Source organism: Bifidobacterium saimiriisciurei, assembly GCF_010667655.1.
Lineage (GTDB): Bacteria > Actinomycetota > Actinomycetes > Actinomycetales > Bifidobacteriaceae > Galliscardovia > Galliscardovia saimiriisciurei.
Map to the genome: position 1 here is coordinate 76,535 of NZ_WHZU01000009.1, position 17,247 is coordinate 93,781.

The 17,247-nt window shown below is 65.1% G+C and carries 16 protein-coding genes; 15 read left to right on the forward strand and 1 reads right to left on the reverse strand.

The features are described 5' to 3' along the window. The first annotated feature begins 88 nt into the window (after positions 1–88). The 7 genes from dusB to GFD18_RS06760 all read left to right on the forward strand — a co-directional run bounded on the left by dusB (position 89) and on the right by GFD18_RS06760 (position 6,375). On the forward strand, positions 89–1,249 hold the full coding sequence (dusB, locus tag GFD18_RS06730) for a tRNA dihydrouridine synthase DusB (protein WP_100509811.1): 1,161 nt from the start codon (positions 89–91) through the stop codon (positions 1,247–1,249). 91 nt (positions 1,250–1,340) lie between these two features. After that, positions 1,341–2,600, forward strand: coding sequence for a cell division protein FtsZ (gene ftsZ, locus GFD18_RS06735; RefSeq protein WP_100509810.1), 1,260 nt, complete (start codon positions 1,341–1,343; stop codon positions 2,598–2,600). Between the two features lie 24 nt (positions 2,601–2,624). Beyond that, positions 2,625–3,104 carry a cell division protein SepF gene (locus GFD18_RS06740; protein ID WP_100509809.1) on the forward strand — a complete coding sequence of 160 codons (480 nt, stop codon included), beginning with the start codon at positions 2,625–2,627 and terminating at the stop codon, positions 3,102–3,104. A 46-nt stretch (positions 3,105–3,150) separates the two neighbouring features. Further along, entirely contained in the window at positions 3,151–3,435 is a 285-nt protein-coding gene (locus GFD18_RS06745) for a YggT family protein (RefSeq protein WP_100509808.1), read from the forward strand. 141 nt (positions 3,436–3,576) lie between these two features. Then, the gene (locus GFD18_RS06750; protein WP_100509807.1) at positions 3,577–4,872 is read left to right on the forward strand and encodes a DivIVA domain-containing protein; all 1,296 of its coding nucleotides are present in this window, start codon (positions 3,577–3,579) and stop codon (positions 4,870–4,872) included. Between the two features lie 58 nt (positions 4,873–4,930). Continuing rightward, complete coding sequence (locus GFD18_RS06755) at positions 4,931–5,443, forward strand: signal peptidase II (RefSeq protein ID WP_243386537.1); 513 nt, start codon at positions 4,931–4,933, stop codon at positions 5,441–5,443. Beyond that, positions 5,443–6,375, forward strand: a complete 933-nt coding sequence (locus GFD18_RS06760; RefSeq protein WP_100509805.1) for an RluA family pseudouridine synthase — start codon at positions 5,443–5,445, stop codon at positions 6,373–6,375. Before GFD18_RS06755 ends, GFD18_RS06760 begins: the two co-directional genes overlap by 1 nt. Positions 6,376–6,385: 10 nt before the next feature. On the opposite strand, the gene GFD18_RS06765 is transcribed toward GFD18_RS06760, so the two are convergent. Further along, the gene (locus tag GFD18_RS06765) at positions 6,386–6,769 is read right to left on the reverse strand and encodes a hypothetical protein (RefSeq protein WP_100509804.1); all 384 of its coding nucleotides are present in this window, start codon (positions 6,767–6,769) and stop codon (positions 6,386–6,388) included. Positions 6,770–6,977: 208 nt separating this feature from the next. Here GFD18_RS06765 and dnaE point away from each other — a divergent pair, with 208 nt between their 5' ends. From dnaE to GFD18_RS06805, 8 genes are all read left to right on the forward strand, one after another. After that, the gene (gene dnaE, locus GFD18_RS06770; RefSeq protein ID WP_163199589.1) at positions 6,978–10,544 is read left to right on the forward strand and encodes a DNA polymerase III subunit alpha; all 3,567 of its coding nucleotides are present in this window, start codon (positions 6,978–6,980) and stop codon (positions 10,542–10,544) included. A gap of 119 nt (positions 10,545–10,663) precedes the next feature. Then, positions 10,664–11,437, forward strand: a complete 774-nt coding sequence (locus GFD18_RS06775; protein WP_318644427.1) for an AzlC family ABC transporter permease — start codon at positions 10,664–10,666, stop codon at positions 11,435–11,437. Further along, a complete protein-coding gene (locus GFD18_RS06780) occupies positions 11,434–11,769 on the forward strand; it encodes a branched-chain amino acid transporter permease (protein ID WP_163199593.1) in 336 nt (111 codons plus the stop codon). Before GFD18_RS06775 ends, GFD18_RS06780 begins: the two co-directional genes overlap by 4 nt. 198 nt (positions 11,770–11,967) lie before the next feature. Beyond that, positions 11,968–13,272: a class I SAM-dependent methyltransferase gene (locus tag GFD18_RS06785; RefSeq protein WP_163199806.1), complete on the forward strand. Its 1,305-nt coding sequence runs from the start codon at positions 11,968–11,970 to the stop codon at positions 13,270–13,272. Between the two features lie 135 nt (positions 13,273–13,407). Continuing rightward, positions 13,408–14,805, forward strand: coding sequence for a histidinol dehydrogenase (hisD, locus tag GFD18_RS06790; protein ID WP_163199595.1), 1,398 nt, complete (start codon positions 13,408–13,410; stop codon positions 14,803–14,805). Further along, on the forward strand, positions 14,802–15,977 hold the full coding sequence (locus GFD18_RS06795) for a histidinol-phosphate transaminase (protein ID WP_163199596.1): 1,176 nt from the start codon (positions 14,802–14,804) through the stop codon (positions 15,975–15,977). Before hisD ends, GFD18_RS06795 begins: the two co-directional genes overlap by 4 nt. 3 nt (positions 15,978–15,980) lie before the next feature. Then, on the forward strand, positions 15,981–16,583 hold the full coding sequence (gene hisB, locus GFD18_RS06800) for an imidazoleglycerol-phosphate dehydratase HisB (RefSeq protein ID WP_163199598.1): 603 nt from the start codon (positions 15,981–15,983) through the stop codon (positions 16,581–16,583). Beyond that, positions 16,580–17,200 (forward strand): hypothetical protein, encoded by a 621-nt coding sequence (locus tag GFD18_RS06805; protein ID WP_163199600.1) that lies wholly within the window; start codon positions 16,580–16,582, stop codon positions 17,198–17,200. The genes hisB and GFD18_RS06805 overlap by 4 nt, the downstream gene beginning before the upstream one ends. Positions 17,201–17,247: the final 47 nt, after the last annotated feature.

Genomic DNA, 17,247 nt, shown 5'->3' on the forward strand with positions numbered 1-17,247 from the left:
GGGACCCGATTGCGCTGTATCGGCACCCGGTCCCGAACGGTCGGGGCCTCGCAAGACATTCGCCAAGCATCTACCTCATGTAAGGATTATGGACGAGAACATCTCCCTTCCCCCGGTCGACCTCGGGCCGATCCGGGTCAAGACCCCGGTCGTGCTGTCCCCGATGGCGGGCGTGACCAACTGGCCGTTCCGCGTGCTGTGCGAGGAATACGGCCCCGAAGGGCTGTACGTCGCCGAGATGATCACGGCGCGCGCCCTGGTCGCCCGCAATCCCAAGGCATTGCGCCTGTGCCGGTTCGCTCCCACCGAATCGCCGAGGTCCCTGCAGCTGTATGGCGTGAGCCCCGGCATCACGGAGCTGGCGGCGAAGATCGTCGTGGATGAGCATATGGCCGACCATGTCGACCTGAACTTCGGCTGTCCCGTGCCCAAGGTCACGCGGCGCGGCGGCGGATCCGCCCTGCCGTGGAAGACGGGGCTGTTCCGCGAGATCCTGCGACGCGTGGTCGCCGTGTGCGAGCCTGCGGGGATACCCGTCACCGCGAAGATCCGGGTCGGCATCGACCATGAGCACGAGACATTCCTCGAGGCCGGCCATATCGCCCAGGAGGAGGGCTGCGCGGCGGTGACGCTGCACGCGCGGACGACCGCCGAATACTATGGCGGGCATTCCGACTGGAGCCGCATCGCCGAACTCGTCGAGAGTCTCGACATCCCCGTGTTCGGCAACGGCGACATCTGGAGCGCCGAGGACGCCATGGCCATGGTGCGCGAGACCGGCTGCGCGGGCGTGGCCATCGGTCGCGGGTGCCAGGGCCGTCCGTGGCTGTTCGGCGACATCAGGAACGCCTTCGCCGGTTCCGACGAGCGCATCGACCCCACATTGGGCGAGGTCGGCGGCATCATCCTGCGCCACGCGGAGCTGCTCACCGAGTTCTACGACGGCGACGAGATGATGGCCGCGCATGACCTGCGCAAGCATGTGGCGTGGTACCTCAAGGGCTTCCCGGTGGGCGGGGGCACCCGTCGGGCGTTCATGGAATGTGAAGACTTGGCGGATATTCGTCGTCAGGTTGCTATGCTGGATGCGGATATTCCCTATCCGAAGGCCGTCGAGAACAAGCCAAGAGGTCGTGTGCGCTATGCGAGGAAGGTCCACCTGCCCTACGGGTGGCTGGATTCGCAGGAGCTGACCGAGGAGCAGCGGCGCACGGTGATCAGCGCCGACCCGCTTGATGCCTCGTACTGATTGAAAAACCCATACACGCTATAGAATATTCACGATTGAACGGTAATACTGCGATAAAGTTAGGCATAACCGTGAGTGACAGGAGCATACAGTGAGCGACATTGCCCAGGCTGAGAACTTCAGCGATAAGACCCTCATCAAGGTCGTCGGTGTGGGCGGAGCCGGCGGTAACGCGGTGAACCGCATGATCGCCGAGGGACTACAGAACGTTGAATTCGTTGCCGTCAACACCGATGCCAAGGATTTGCTGCGCTCGGATGCCGATGTCAAGATCTCCCTTTCCGACGCCTCGAACCGCGGTCTGGGCGCCGGCGCCGACCCGGAGAAGGGCGCCAAGGCGGCCCAGGACCACCAGTCCGACATCGAGGAGGCCCTCAAGGGCGCCGATATGGTGTTCGTCACCTGCGGCGAGGGCGGCGGCACCGGAACCGGCGCCAGCCCGCTGGTCGCCCGTTGCGCCCGCCAGCTCGGCGCACTCACCATCGCCGTGGTCACCCGTCCGTTCAGCTTCGAGGGTCCGCGTCGCTCCGCCTCCGCGGACTCCGGCATCGAGAACCTGAGCAAGGAAGTCGACGCGCTCATCGTCATTCCGAACGACAGGCTGCTCGATCTGTCCGATCGCTCCGTCAGCGTCATAGACGCCTTCAAGACCGCCGATTCGGCCCTGCTGGCCGGCGTTCAGGGCATCACCGACCTGATCACGATGAACTCCTACATCCACGTGGACTTCGCCGACGTCACCGCCATCCTCAAGGACGCGGGCACGGCGCTGTTCGGCATCGGCTCCGCCCGCGGGGAGGACCGCGCCAGCCAGGCCGCCGAGATCGCCATCAGCTCCCCGCTGCTCGAATCGAGCATCGAGGGCGCCCACGGCGCGCTGCTCAACATCGCCGGTCCGACCGACCTCACGATGCAGGAGGCCAGCGAGGCCGCCGAACTGGTCCGCGAGGCCATCCACCCCGAGGCGCAGATCATCTGGGGTCTGGCGCTCGACGACTCCTACGGCGACGAGGTGCGCGTCACCGTCATCGCGGCCGGCTTCGATTCCAAGAAGAACACGGTCAACTCGTACCGTCCGGCCGATCGCTCCGACGTGAGCGTGCCGCAGATTCCCGAGCTGCGCCTCGATGCCATGAACGCCAAGTCGCAGCAGCCGAAGCAGCAGGCCGCCCCGGCTCAGGAGGAACCGGCGGCCCCTGCTCCCGCCCCGGCCCCCGTGGCTCCGGCACAGCCGGCCGCCCCGGCCCGTCCGTCCTATGACGACACGAGCGAGCAGCATGTCGTCGCGCCGCACACTACGATGCCGGATTCCGATCCCGGCGATCTGGACATCCCCGATTTCCTGCGCTGATAATACTGGTACTGGAGGGCAGCTATGGCCGGTTTCATGAAGAAGACAATGTCGTATCTCGGTATGGCCGATGTCGTCGACGAGGATGACGACATCGTGCAGGACGACCCGTACACCGAGGATTCGTCGTCGTTTGATTCCGACCGTACCGTCACCCCTGCGGCGGCGCCGGCCTCCACGCCGGTCGCCTCCGCGCCCAGGTCGCATGCCACGCCGTTCAAGGGACAGCTGAACCGGATCACCACGATTCACCCGAAGTCATATGAGGAGGCCCAGCTGGTCGGTCGCGCCATCCGCGACGGCGTGCCCGTGGTCCTGAATCTCACCGGCGTCGAGGAGAGCATCGCCTATCGCATCGTCGATTTCTCCGCCGGGGTCGTGTTCGGCGTACGCGGATCGATCGAACGCGTCACCCCGCGTGTGTTCCTGCTCAGCCCGGCGCAGGTCAACATCAAGGTGGAGGAGACCTCGGCCGACAAGAACGCCGATATCTTCGGCGCGTGATTCCACGCGTGGCGAACGGCGTCCCCTACGCTGATACTGTTGCGGTATGACTCTGATCTATCTGTTGCGACTCGTTCTCGACTGGCTCATCAACGCCTATATCTTCGTGCTGTTCGTGCGTATGATCCTCGACTGGGCCAATGTGCTGGCCCCGCGATGGCGTCCGCGCGGCGTACTGCTGTCGGTCATCGACGTCATATACGGTTTGACGGAGCCGCCGCTGCGCTGGCTGCGGAGGTACATCCGTCCCGTCCCGCTCGGTGCGGTCTATCTTGACGTGAGTTTCATCGTGCTGTATTTTGCATTGGTGATACTCCAGATACTGATCTGATGCGACGGGGGCACACCCGTTCCAAAACGCGAGAATGCGCGTAGAAAATGCCGTGCAGTCTTAGGCTGCGTGCTAGCATGAGTTTGAGTACGTAATTTCATAAGCTCGTTTGTTGAGCTGAGAGTGAGGTTGGGATCTGCAATGGCCCTGTTGACACCGAATGATATTCGTAACCATATTTTCCAGACGGTTCGTTTCAAGGAAGGCTACGACATCGACGAGGTCGATGACTTCCTCGATGAGGTCACCGAGACGGTAGAGGCCCTTGGCAGCCAGGCAGCGCAGTCGGGTTCCACCCAGTCTCTCGGTCCGGATGTGGCCGCGCTGAACGACAAGATCTCGCAGCTGACCAATGAGAACAACTCGCTGCGCAACGAGCTCGCCCAGGCCAAGTCCAGCACCAAGGAGCCGGCTCAGGGCGCCGACGCCGAGCAGGTGCAGGCGCTGGTGAACCAGAACGCCCAGCTCAAGTCCCAGGTGGACCAGCTCAACGCCCAGATCGACCAGCTCACCGCCCAGAGCGCCAAGAGCGACGGTGCCGCCGCCCAGCTCGATGCCGAGCGCCGACGCTCCGCCGAGCTGAACAACCAGCTCAACGCGGCCAAGCAGCAGATTGCCAACCTGCAGCACTCCCAGAACAGCTCCAACGGCCAGGCCGCCCAGGCGAACACGCAGATCGCCAACCTGACCCGCGAGCTCGAAGCCTCCAAGGCCCGTGAGGAGCAGCTGCGCGAGCAGCTCTCCAAGGTCGAGCCGCCCACCGAAACCGGCAGCCTGCGTAAGATCGCCGGCGCGGGCGACGGCGCCAGCACCGAACCCGAGCGCGCCACCGCGATGCTCGCCCTCGCCATGCAGCTGCACGACCAGTACGTGAACAAGGGCAAGGCCCAGCGCGACCAGCTCATCTCCGACGGTCAGGCCAAGCACGAGGATGTCATCCAGAAGGCCGACGCCTACAGCAAGCGCATCCATCAGGACGCCGACAACTACTCGCAGCGAGTCCACTCCGAGGCCGACGCCTACAGCAAGAAGACCCGCACCGAGGCCGACAACTACTCGGTGAAGACCCGCAGCCAGGCCGACCAGTACTCCAAGAAGACCCACGAGGAATCCGAGGAGTACAGCAAGCAGACCCGCACGGACGCCGACAGCTACGCTTCCCAGACCCGTCGCAACGCCGAGGAGAACGCGAAGAAGACCCGCGACGTGGCCGATCAGTACGATCGCCGCACGCGCGACGCCGCCGACAACTACGCGCAAGAGGTCAAGGACAAGCTCTACGCCGACTCCAAGGTCATCGAGGGCAACATCGAGGGCCTCAAGCAGTTCGAGGCCGAGTACCGCAGCCGCCTGACCGAGTTCCTCGGCCAGCTGACCAACCAGATCTCGGACACGAACAACTATCAGTCCATGGAAACCAGCGGCCTGAAGCACTGACGGCCGATCATCAGGTATGACTGAACTATTCTCCGCAAGACGGTCACGTGGTTTCTGCGTGACCGTCTTCGCATGCGTCGCCGCAGTGGCGCTCGGCCTCGACCGTCTGACCAAAGTCATGGCGCTCGGGCATCTGGGCACCGATTCCTCCGTCACCGTGGTGCCCCATCTGCTGTCGCTGCGCCTGCTGCACAACCCCGGCGCGTCGCTCGGCATGGGATCGTCGACCACATGGGCGATATCCCTGCTGGCCGTCGTCATGTCTGCGGCCATGCTTGTGGCCGGGCTCATCACCGACTCGCCATGGTGGTCGACATGCCTCGGTCTGGCATTCGGCGGAGCGGTCGGCAACCTCATCGACCGCATCATCTATGCCTCCGGCATGCTCAACGGCAGCGTCGTGGATTTCCTCGACTACGGCTGGTCGGTGGGCAACGTCGCCGACATCTGGCTGATGGTCGCGGGAATCGGACTGGTGGCACTCGTCTTCCTGTCGATTCCGCTGCGTGACCCACGGAGGAAGGAAGACGGTTCGGCCCCCGCCACGACACACGCCACGGAGGTTCGCTGATGTCCACGATCGTTCCCGCACCGGATGCGCTCATCGGCCGCCGCTTCGACGTGGCCGTCGCCAAGATGACCGGCGAGTCACGGTCCAAGGCCAGCGAACTCATCACATCCGGCCAGGTGAGGCTGCTGCACCGCCCATGCGACCGTTCGACCACGCTCGCGGCCGGTGACATGGTCGAGTTCGACATCGTCACCCCGCAGGCCAAGCCCGAGCCCATCGCTGACGACATGGCCATCGCCTATGAGGACGACGACATCGTCGTGGTCGACAAGCCCGTGGGCGTTGCCGCCCATGCATCCGTCGGATGGACGGGACCGACCGTGCTCGGCAGCCTGCTGCACCGCGGCGTTCACATCACCGACTACGGCGCCCCCGGACGGCAGGGCATCGTCAGTCGTCTCGACGTCGGCACCAGCGGCCTCATGCTCGTATGCAAGTCCGAGCTCGCCTACAAGGAGATGCGCCGACAGTTCTCCGAACATGAGGTGGTCAAGACCTACCATGCAGTGGCACAGGGCGACCTGCCGCAGGACAAGGCCACCATCGAGGCGCCGATCGGACGCGCCAAGGTGTCGGATTTCCGATTCACCGTCACACCCGGAGGCAAGCCGGCGGTCACCCATTGGGATGTTCTCGAGCGCTTCGGCGAGGCCACGCTCGCGAAGATCAATCTCGAGACGGGACGCACCCATCAGATCCGCGTGCACTTCTCGTCCATCGGCCACCCCCTCGTCGGCGACCACATGTACGGCGCCAATCCGAAGCTCGCCGCCGAACTCGGACTCGAGAGGCAATGGCTCCATGCCATGGAGCTCGACTTCAAACATCCCCGCACCAGGTTGTGGACGCATGTCGCCTCGCATTACCCCGCCGATCTGCAGCACGCGCTCGACATACTGCGCGAACGTCATACGGACGACACGGCTCGCTGAACGGCTCGCATCAGCCGTTGGCGGCGCGCAGCCACAGCAGCGCCGCCAACGGCATCGCGGCGATTGCCATGGCGGCGACGGCCAGCCACAGGCCGCGGGCCCTCATTCCCGTGCGCGGGTTCGGTCGAAGGCATTCCACCAGCGACACGACACCCACGATGATCGCCGCGGCCGCGCAGCAGATACCGGCCAGCGCGGCTGCGATCGCGGCCAGCAGCATCAATGCATCGGCGGGATCATACTCGCCGCGATTGAGATGCCAATACCCTCCCGCGGCCGCTCCCATGCACAGCACACAGGCCATGGCGAGGCCGAAGGCCGCCATGGCCGCCTTGGAGAACGGGCGAGGGCCCATTCCCTCGATATGACCGACCGCCGGATGCTGCTCGTTCATCGTCGTCGACTCCCTTCATACGGCCGTCATGCGGGCCATCGGTTCCATGGTCGGACGCTCGGGACGGGAAAATCAAGCTCCCGGGGGAATGTGGACAAACGTGACCGTCCGTCCACATCGGCCGGCGGACCATGGCGCCGGTCCGTCGGCCGATGCCCCGTCCACCCGCCGCCATGCCTCCAGCAGGGCGTGAGGTATGGTGGAACGTATGACTGAACCGGCGAAGAACTTTGTGCAGCTTCACAACCACACCCACTACTCCCTGCTGGATGGGGCCTCGAAGATCCCGAATCTGGTGAACCGGGTCAAGGAACTGGGCATGCCCGCCGTCGGCATCACCGACCACGGCAACATGCACGGCGCCTACGAGATGTGGAGCACCGCAGTGAAGGCCGGCGTCAAGCCGATCATCGGCATCGAGGCATATGTGACCCCGGAGACCGCCCGACAGGACAAGTCCCGCGTGCACTGGGGCACCGAGGCGCAGCGCCGCGACGACGTCTCCGGCGGCGGCCTCATCACCCACCTGACCATGTGGGCGGAGAACGACGAGGGACTCGTCAACCTCACCAAGGCCAGTTCCGTGGCCAACCTCGAAGGTCGCGTGATGCGCTATCCGCGTATGGACAAGGAGGTGCTCGCCACCTACTCCAAAGGCGTGATCGCCTCCTCCGGATGCCCATCCGGCATCATCCAGACCAGGCTCAGGCTCGGCCAGTTCGACGAGGCCCTGCGCGCGGCGGGGGAGCTGCAGGACATCTTCGGCAAGGACAGCTTCTACATCGAACTCATGGACCACGGTCTGAAGATCGAGACCCAGGTGACCGAGGACCTGCTGACCATCGCCAGGAAGCTGAACGCCCCGCTGCTCGCCACGAACGACTCCCACTACGTGCTGGAGGCGGACCGCGGCGCCCAGGACGCCATGCTGTGCATCAACTCCGGCTCGCGTCTCGACGATCCCGACCGCTTCAAGTTCGACGGCTCCGGCTACTACATCAAATCCGCCGAGGAGATGCGCGAACTGTTCCGCGACCTGCCCGAGGCATGCGACAACACGCTGGAGATCGCCGAACGCTGCAACGTGATGTTCGACGACGGCGAGGACGGCGCGTTCATGCCGCGGTTCGACTGCCCCGAAGGCTGGGACGAGACCTCGCTCTTCCTCAAGAAGGTCGAGGAGGGCCTGGAGAAGCGTTACGAGGGCAATGTGCCCGTCGAGGTCTCCAAGCAGGCCGACTACGAGTGCGGCGTGATCTGCCAGATGCAGTTCCCCGGCTACTTCCTCGTCGTCTCCGACTACATCAACTGGGCGAAGGAGCACGGCATCATGGTCGGCCCCGGCCGAGGCTCCGCTGCAGGCGCCATGGTCGCCTACGCCATGGGCATCACCGAGCTCGACCCACTCGAACACGGCCTGATCTTCGAGAGGTTCCTCAACCCCGAACGCGTCTCCCTGCCGGATATCGACGTCGACTTCGACCCCGAGGGCCGTATGAAGGTGCTCGACTACGTGGCCGACAAGTACGGCCACGACAAGGTGGCGCAGTGCGTGATCTACGGCACCATCAAGACCAAGCAGGCACTGAAGGACTCCGCACGCATCATGGGCTACGAGTTCTCGATGGGCGAGCGCGTCACCAAGGCGCTGCCGCCCGCCGCGACCGGCGGCAAGGACATCAGCCTGCACGACATCTTCGACCCCGGCGCCAAGCGATACGCCGAGGCGAGGGAATACCGCGAGCTCTACGATTCCGACCCGGACGTCAAGCGCATCACCGAGGAGGCCATGGGCATCGAGGGCCTAATCCGCCAGACCGGTGTGCACGCCTGCGCCACCATCATGGGAAGCGAGCCGATCACCGACACGTCGCCGCTGCTGGAACGCACCGACGGCACGGTGACCACCACGTTCGAGTACCACACCTGCGAGACGCTGGGTCTGGTCAAGATGGACTTCCTAGGGCTTTCCAACCTCACGGTGATCCGCGACACGCTCAAGAACATCGAGCACAACGGCAAGGGCACACTCGACTACACCAAGATCCCCCTGGACGACAAGGCCACGTACGAGCTGCTCTCCCGCGGCGACACGCTCGGCGTGTTCCAGCTCGATTCCGACGGCATGCGCGCACTGCTCAAGACGCTCAAGCCCGACAACTTCAACGACATCTCCGCACTCATCGCCCTGTACCGTCCGGGCCCCATGAGCATGGACTCGCACACCAACTACGCCAAGCGCAAGAACGGTCTGCAGAAGATCGTGCCCATCCACCCCGAGCTCGAGAAGCCGCTCAAGCAGGTGCTCGACGAGACGTACGGCCTCATCATCTACCAGGAGCAGGTGCAGTCCGCCGCGCGAATCCTCGCGGGCTACTCCCTGGGCAAGGCCGATGTGCTCAGGCGCGCCATGGGCAAGAAGAAGCCGGAGGTGCTGGCCAAGGAGAAGATCCCGTTCTTCGCCGGCATGAAGGAGCACGGCTACTCCGAGGAGGCCGCCGAGGCCGTGTGGGAGATCCTCGTGCCGTTCTCCGGATACGCGTTCAACAAGGCGCACTCCGCCGCATACGGCCTGATCTCCTACTGGACCGCCTACCTCAAGACCCACTATCCGACGGAGTTCATGGCCGCGCTGCTGCAGGGCGCCAGCACCAACAAGGACAAGACGGCACTGTACCTCGGCGAGGCCAGGCGCATGGGCATCCAGGTGCTCTCCCCGGACGTCAACGAATCCGTGTACGAGTACTCCGCAGTCGGCGACGTCGTGCGCTTCGGCCTCGGCGCCATCCGCAACGTCGGCGAGAAGGCCGTGGAGGACATCATCGCCGAGCGCAAGGGCTCCCACGGCAGGTTCGTGAACTTCATGGACTACATCAAGCGCGTGCCGCTGACCGCGCTCAACCGCCGCCTCGTCGAATCGCTCATCAAGGCCGGCGCCTTCGACTCCATCGACCCGAACCGCCGCGCCCTGTTCCAGATCCACGAGACGGCCATCAACCAGATCGTGCCGCTCAAACGCAAGGAGGCCGAAGGCCAGTTCGACCTGTTCGCCGGCCTCGGCGACGACGACGCGGATGGCGACGACGTGATGGGCGACGCCGACGTGCAGATCCCCGACATCGAGGAATGGGACAAGAAGACCAAGCTCAACTTCGAACGCGAGATGCTCGGCCTGTATGTCTCCGACCATCCGCTCAGCGGCATGAGCTCGGTGCTCGCCGGACTGCGAGACATGTCCATCGCCCAGCTCATCGACCGCGCGCCGACGATGCCGGACCGCGAGCAGGTGACGCTCGCCGGACTGATCACCAACATCGACCGACGTGTGTCGAAGAAGGGCAACCCCTGGGCCATCGTCACCATCGAGGATCTGGAGAGCTCCATCCAGTGCATGTTCTTCGGCAAGGCCTACGAGTCCTCCGCGGCCGACATGGCGCTCGACACGGTCGTGCGCATCCGAGGCATGGTCGACGTCCGCGACGAGACCGTGTCGTTGCGCGCCTCCGAGATGGAGGTGCCCACGCTCGAGGCCGAGGACGAGCGCACGCTGGTCATCATGCTGCCGGCCACCGCCATCGACAGGGCGCATGTGGAGGCCCTCGCCCGCATCCTGCGCCAGCATCCGGGCTACTGCGAGGTGCGGCTCGCCGTGACCGACGCCAAGGGCGGGGCCACGATGCTCACCTTCGGCGACAACTTCCGCGTACGAAGGGACACCTCCCTGTTCGGCGAGATCAAGACGGTCTTCGGGCCGGCCTGCCTCGCCGCCGCGTAGGGACGGTATCGGGCCGCCGTCCTGCGGTCGGTGGCCCGATGGACATGTACGACGACCTTGTCCTCCATGGGATTATCATGAATCGGGTTGTTCCACGGAAGGAAGAGAAAGGAGCTCCCGTGCATTCACCGTCGCAACCGGGAGTCGTCGGCAAGGCGTTCCGGACCGCGTTCCCGCTCACCCTGCCCATCGCCGCGGGCTTCCTGTTCCTTGGCTGTTCGTACGGTCTGCTCATGCATGCCAAGGGCTTCGCGTTCCTCTATCCGGTGTGCATGGCGTATTTCATCTTCGCAGGGTCGATGGAGTTCGTCACGGTGAACCTGCTGCTCAGCGCGTTCGACCCCCTCGCCGCGTTCATGCTGGCGCTGATGGTCAACGCAAGGCATCTGTTCTATGGACTGTCGATGCTCGGCAAATACAAGAACATGGGATGGAAGAAGCCGTACCTCATCTTCGCGATGTGCGACGAAAGCTTCGCCATCAACTCGTCGGCGCACATCCCCGACGACGTGGACAGGGGATGGTTCATGCTGTTCGTGAACCTGCTCAACCGCTGGTACTGGATCGGCGGCACCGCGCTCGGCTGGCTCGTCGGCGGTCTGCTGCCGTTCAGCACCAAGGGCATCGAATTCGTGCTCACCGCATTGTTCCTCGTCATCTTCCTCGACCAGTGGATGGGGGAGAAGCGGCATCTTCCCGCCATGGTGGGGGTGCTCGCCTCATTGGGATGCCTCATCGTGCTCGGGCCCGACCGGTTCATGATTCCCTCGATGGTGCTCATGCTCGTGCTGTTCGTCCTGCTGCGGCCGTACCTCGACGATCCGCGGCCGAAGGGCGATGGGAGCGTCGGCGATGCCGTGAAGGATGCCGAGGATATGGAGGCGACGGCATGACGATGACCGTGCTGCAGAGCGTACTGACCATTGCGGTGGTGTCGTTGGGCACCATCCTCACCCGATTCCTGCCGTTCCTGCTGTTCCCCGAGTCGAAGGAGCCGCCGCGCTTCATCGAATACCTCGGCAAGGTGCTGCCGTACGCGATGACCGGCCTGCTGGTCGTGTACTCGCTCAAGGACGTCTCGCCCATGACGGGCAGCCACGGCATCCCCGAGCTCATCGCCATGGCCGCGATCGTCGCGCTGCACGCGTGGAAGCGCAACATGCTGCTGTCCATCGCCGGCGGCACCATCCTCTACATGGTGCTCGTCCAGATGGTGTTCGTCTGAATCGGGACGACCGCCCGAATCCGACGATCCGGCGCGATGCGTCGATTGGTTTTCGCCCAACGATGAACATGCGTAACAATGTTCCATCATTCGGGTTTCCGTGCTCATGACGGCGGTGTGAGCGGACTACACTGCTGTGTGATCGAATACCGATGCGAATGATTTCATGAGCCGTTTTCTTGAAAAGGGGCGATGGCAATGGGTTACGGCAAGTCCATGAAAGTAAGCGAGATGATCGGCGTCTTCCTTGACGAGGACGCCCCGGTGAGGATCGACGCGTTCGACGGATCGACGTTCGGCCGGGCCAAGGCCGATCTGGAGATATCCATCACCAGTCCGAAGATGATGCACCAGCTGGTGCGCAACCCCAACGAGATCGGCGTGGCCCGTTCGTACATCCTCGGCTACTTCGACATCAAGGGCATCGACTACGCGGACCCGTATCCGCAGCTGCGGCAGCTGATCGCCCTGTCGCCGTACCTGCGCAAGCCCACGCCGGCCGAGCTGGCCAAAGTGGCCGCGGCCGTGCTCAGCCACGGCGTGCACAAGGTGGAGGTGCCCGAATCCGAAGGGCCGTCCAAGTTCGAACGCATCACGCACGGACTCATCCCGCACACCGAGAAGGCCGACTCCGAGACGGTGAGCTTCCACTACGACCTGTCCAACGAGTTCTATTCGCGCTTCCTCGGACCGTCGATGACATACACCTGCGCCGTGTTCGACACACCCGACACCAGCCTCGACGTGGCGCAGCAGCGCAAGCTCGACCTCGTGCTCGACAAGCTCGACCTCAAGCCCGGCCAGCGTCTGCTCGACATCGGCTGCGGATGGGGCTCCATGGTCATCGCCGCCGCAAAGCGCGGCATCAAGGCCCTGGGCGTATCGCTTTCACGAGAGCAGATCGAATACGGACAGGAGTGGATTCGCCGCGAAGGCCTCGAGGACCTCGCCGAACTGCGCGTGATGGACTACCGTGAGGTTCCCGAGCGCGATTTCGACGGCGTATGCTCCATCGGCATGATGGAGCATGTGGGCGCCAAGAACTACCAGCACTACTTCAACGAGATGTTCAAGCTCGTCAAGCCCATGGGCAGGCTGCTCAACCACCAGATCACCATCAGCCACAACCGTCCGAACGGCAGGCCCGGAACCGACGAGTTCCTCGACCGCTACATCTTCCCCGACGGTGACCTCGCCTCGCCCGGCTTCATCGAGTCGCGCATCCACGACGCCGGCTTCAACGTGGTGCATCAGGAGAACCTGCGGCAGCACTACGCGCTCACCCTGCACAACTGGAACCGCAACCTCAGGGCCAACTGGGACGCCGAGGTGGCCGAGGTGGGCTTCGAACGGGCCAAGGTGTACGGGTTGTACCTCGCCGCATGCGCGCTGAACTTCGAGCTCGACGGCATCCAGGTGCACCAGTTCCTCGCCGTCAAGCCCGACCGCGAAGGCCATCCGATGGGCGACTGGTATCCGCTTCGCCCTTGGTGGAAGGGCTGACTTCCGGTTTCCCGTCGGCCGTTTCGCCCCGCCGTCCGCGCCCCGATGGGCCGGACGGCCTTTTCGTCTCCGAAGTGTGAGACAGGTTGCGCGATTCGGTCGTTTTCGTCATTGGCGGTTCTTACCATCGTGAGCATGGCAGAGAACATTATGCGAATCATTGACCTGCGAGGCAAGAGCCTCAGCCGAGCCGAACTGCTGGCCGCGATGCCGCGCGCCGCGATGGGCACCTCCGAGGCGACCGACCTCGTGCGCCCCATCCTCGACGATGTGAAGGAGCGCGGCGCCGCAGCCCTGCGCGACTTCGAGGAGAAGTTCGATCACGTGCGACCGAAGCACCTGCGCGTGCCGGCCGAGGCCATCGCCGCGGCCCTCGACACCCTTGACCCGGAGGTCCGAGCCGCCATCGAGGAGTCCGTGCGTCGCGCCCGCGCCGTGGCAGCCAGCCAGGTGCCGAAGGACTTCCACACCGATCTCGCCCCCGGCGCCCGAGTGGCCGAACGCTGGATCCCCATCCAGCGCGTGGGCCTCTACGTGCCCGGCGGCAAGGCCGTCTACCCCTCGTCCGTGATCATGAACGCCGTCCCGGCCCAGGCCGCCGGCGTCGAATCGCTCGCCATCGCCACGCCCCCGGCCCGCGATGACGCCGAGGGACTGCCGAACAAGACCATCCTCGCCACCTGCGCCATCCTCGGCGTCGACGAGGTCTACGCCGTCGGCGGTGCACAGGCCATCGCCATGTTCGCGTACGGCGCCAAGGGATCCGAGCCGCAGGACGGCGACGTGCTGTGCGACCCGGTCGACAAGATCACCGGCCCCGGCAACATCTTCGTGGCCACCGCCAAGTCCCTCGTCTCCGCATTCGTGGGCATCGACGCCGTCGCCGGACCGACCGAAATCGGCATCATCGCCGACAAGGACGCCAACCCCAGCCTGCTGGCCGCCGACCTCATCGGCCAGGCCGAGCACGACGAGCTCGCCGGCTCCGTGCTGTTCACCGACTCTCCGGAACTCGCCGACAAGGTGCAGGAGAACCTCAACTACCGCGTGCCGAAGACCGAGCACGCCGAACGCGTCCACACGTCGCTTTCCGGCACCCAGTCCGCCATCGTGCTCACCGACGGCCTCGACCAGTCCATCGACGCCGCCAACGCCTACGCCGCCGAACACCTCGAAATCCAGACCGCCGACGCGGACGCCGTGGTCAAGCGCATCAAGAACGCCGGCGCCATCTTCCGCGGACCCTACTCGCCGGTCCCGCTCGGCGACTACATGTCCGGCTCCAACCACGTGCTGCCCACCGGCGGCACCGCCCGTTTCGCCGCCGGACTCGGCGTGCACACCTTCATGAAGCCCGTCGAGGTCATCGAATACGACGAGGAGGGCCTCAAGGCCCTGGCCGCCCGCATCAACGCGTTCGCCGTCTCCGAGGACCTGCCCGCCCACGGCGAATGCGTGCTGTCCCGCTTCGTCAAGGACCCGTACGACAAGGCCACCCTGCGTGAGCAGGAGAAGGAAGCGGGTCTTCGATGAGCGAGACCACCAGCAACGCCATCCCCGCGAGCCTGCCGCTGCGCAACGACCTGCGGGGCGAGGAGCCGTACGGCGCCCCCCAGCTCGACGTTCCCGTCTGCCTCAACGTCAACGAGAACCCGTACCCGCCCGCGCCCGACGTGGTCGACACCATCGCCCGGCGCGTGCGCGAGATCGCCCCGACGCTCAACCGCTACCCGGACCGCGAGCACATCGCCTTGCGCAAGGCGTTCAGCGACTATCTCGCCAAGGAGTCCGGCACGCGCCTCGCCGTCGAACAGCTGTGGGCCGCCAACGGCTCCAACGAGATCATGCTCCAGCTCTTCCAGGCGTTCGGCGGACCGGGACGCAAGGCCCTGAGCTTCACGCCCACGTACTCGATGTACCCCGAATACGCGCGCGACACCTTCACCGAGTGGGTGACCGTGCCCCGCAACGGCGACTTCACGCTCGACATCGATGCCGCGGTCGCCGCCATCAGGGACGTCAGGCCGGCCATGGTGCTCGTGACCAGCCCCAACAACCCCACCGGCACCCCGCTGCCCATGGACCAGACCCGGACCCTGCTCGCCGCCTGCGAGGAGGCCGGGGTCGACGGCGCGCCCGAAGGCGTGCATCCCATCCTCGTGGTGGACGAAGCCTACGTGGAGTTCCGCACGCCCGGCGTGCCCTCCGCCGTCAGCCTCATCGACGAGCATCCGAACCTCGCCGTCAGCCGCACCATGAGCAAGGCGTTCGCCTACGCCGGCGCCCGCGTCGGCTACATCGCCGCCGACAAGGGCATCATCGACTCCATGCGCATCGTGCGCATGCCGTACCACCTGAGCGCCGTCACCCAGGCCGCGGCCCTCGCCGCGCTCGAGCACACCGACGAGCAGCTCAGCACCGTCGCCCACCTGCGCGAGACCCGCGAACAGACCGCCGCATGGCTCGAAACGCTCACCTACAAGGGACGTAACCTCACCGTGGCACACTCGGAGTCGAACTTCGTGTACTTCGGCGTCTTCGACAACCGCGACTACATCTTCAACGAGCTGCTCAGGCGCGGCGTGCTCATCCGCGACGTCGGCCCCGACGGCTGGCTGCGCGTATGCATGGGCACCGACGAGGAGATGGCCGCCTTCCGCAAGGCGTTCGTCGAAGTGCTCGCAGCGGCCGAAAAGGAGGCCTGAACCATGGCAAGAACCGCCACCATCAAACGCGAGACCAGCGAATCGAGCATCGAGCTGACGCTGAACCTCGACGGCACCGGAAAGACGAACATCGACACCTCCGTGCCCTTCTACAACCACATGATGACCGCCCTCGGCAAGCACTCGCTCATCGACCTCGACATCAAGGCCCACGGCGACACCGATATCGACGTGCACCACACCGTGGAGGACACGGCCATCGTCTTCGGCGAGGCCCTGAAGCAGGCCCTCGGCGACAAGCGAGGCATCCGCCGCTTCGCCGACGCCACCGTGCCGCTCGACGAAGCCCTCGCCAAGGCCGTCGTCGACATCTCCGGCCGGCCCTACGCCGTATGCACCGGCGAGCCCGAAGGATTCGAATACGCCATGATCGGCGGTCACTTCACCGGCTCCATGGTGCGCCACGTCATGGAATCCATCGCACTGCACGCCGGCCTGTGCCTGCACCTGCAGCTGATCGCCGGGCGAGACCCCCACCACATCGCCGAAGCCGAGTTCAAGGCCGTCGCGCGAGCCCTGCGCTTCGCCGTCGAACCCGACCCGCGAATCCAGGGCCTCATTCCCAGCACGAAGGGATCGCTATGAGCGACCAGACCCCCAACAACCCCAACAACACGGACCGCGACCCCGACTCGTTCAGCGACGAGGAGATCAATGCCGCGCTCGCCGGATTCGAGGACGAGCTCAACGACATGGACTCCTTCGACGCCGAACTGCAGGGGCTGCTCGGCAACAAGGCCAAGGCCGCCGTGCTCATCACGCAGCTGAGCGCCGCCGACCTGCTCGCCGCGTTCTGCCAGCTCTCCGACATCTCCGCGCAGTGCGTTGCATCCGACACCGGCGCGGTGGCGGTGCTGCGCAACGTCGACGGCGACGGCCCCGAGGCCGCGGCAAGGGACCTGACCACCGTGATCTCCGGTCTCTCCGCCGTGCTGGCCGTGAACCGAGCCGACAAGCTCGAGGCCACCCTGTGGGTCAACGGCAAGCCCGGCACGCAGTTCGCGCCCCCCGTGCTGTTCATGTCCACGCCCGACTTCGTCGAGGATCTGCTCATCGGCGCGATCGACGTGGCGGGACTCGAACGGCAGAACCTCACCATCGTCGACTCCGGCACGATGGAGCGCGGCGACGCCCTGAACGTCATCGCCAAGCACACGAAATTCGGACGAGGCGGGTCCACCCGCGGATCGAAGGTCGACTGACCGGTCGGCCGTGACGGCAACGGCGCCACAAGCGCCGGAAGAAAGGC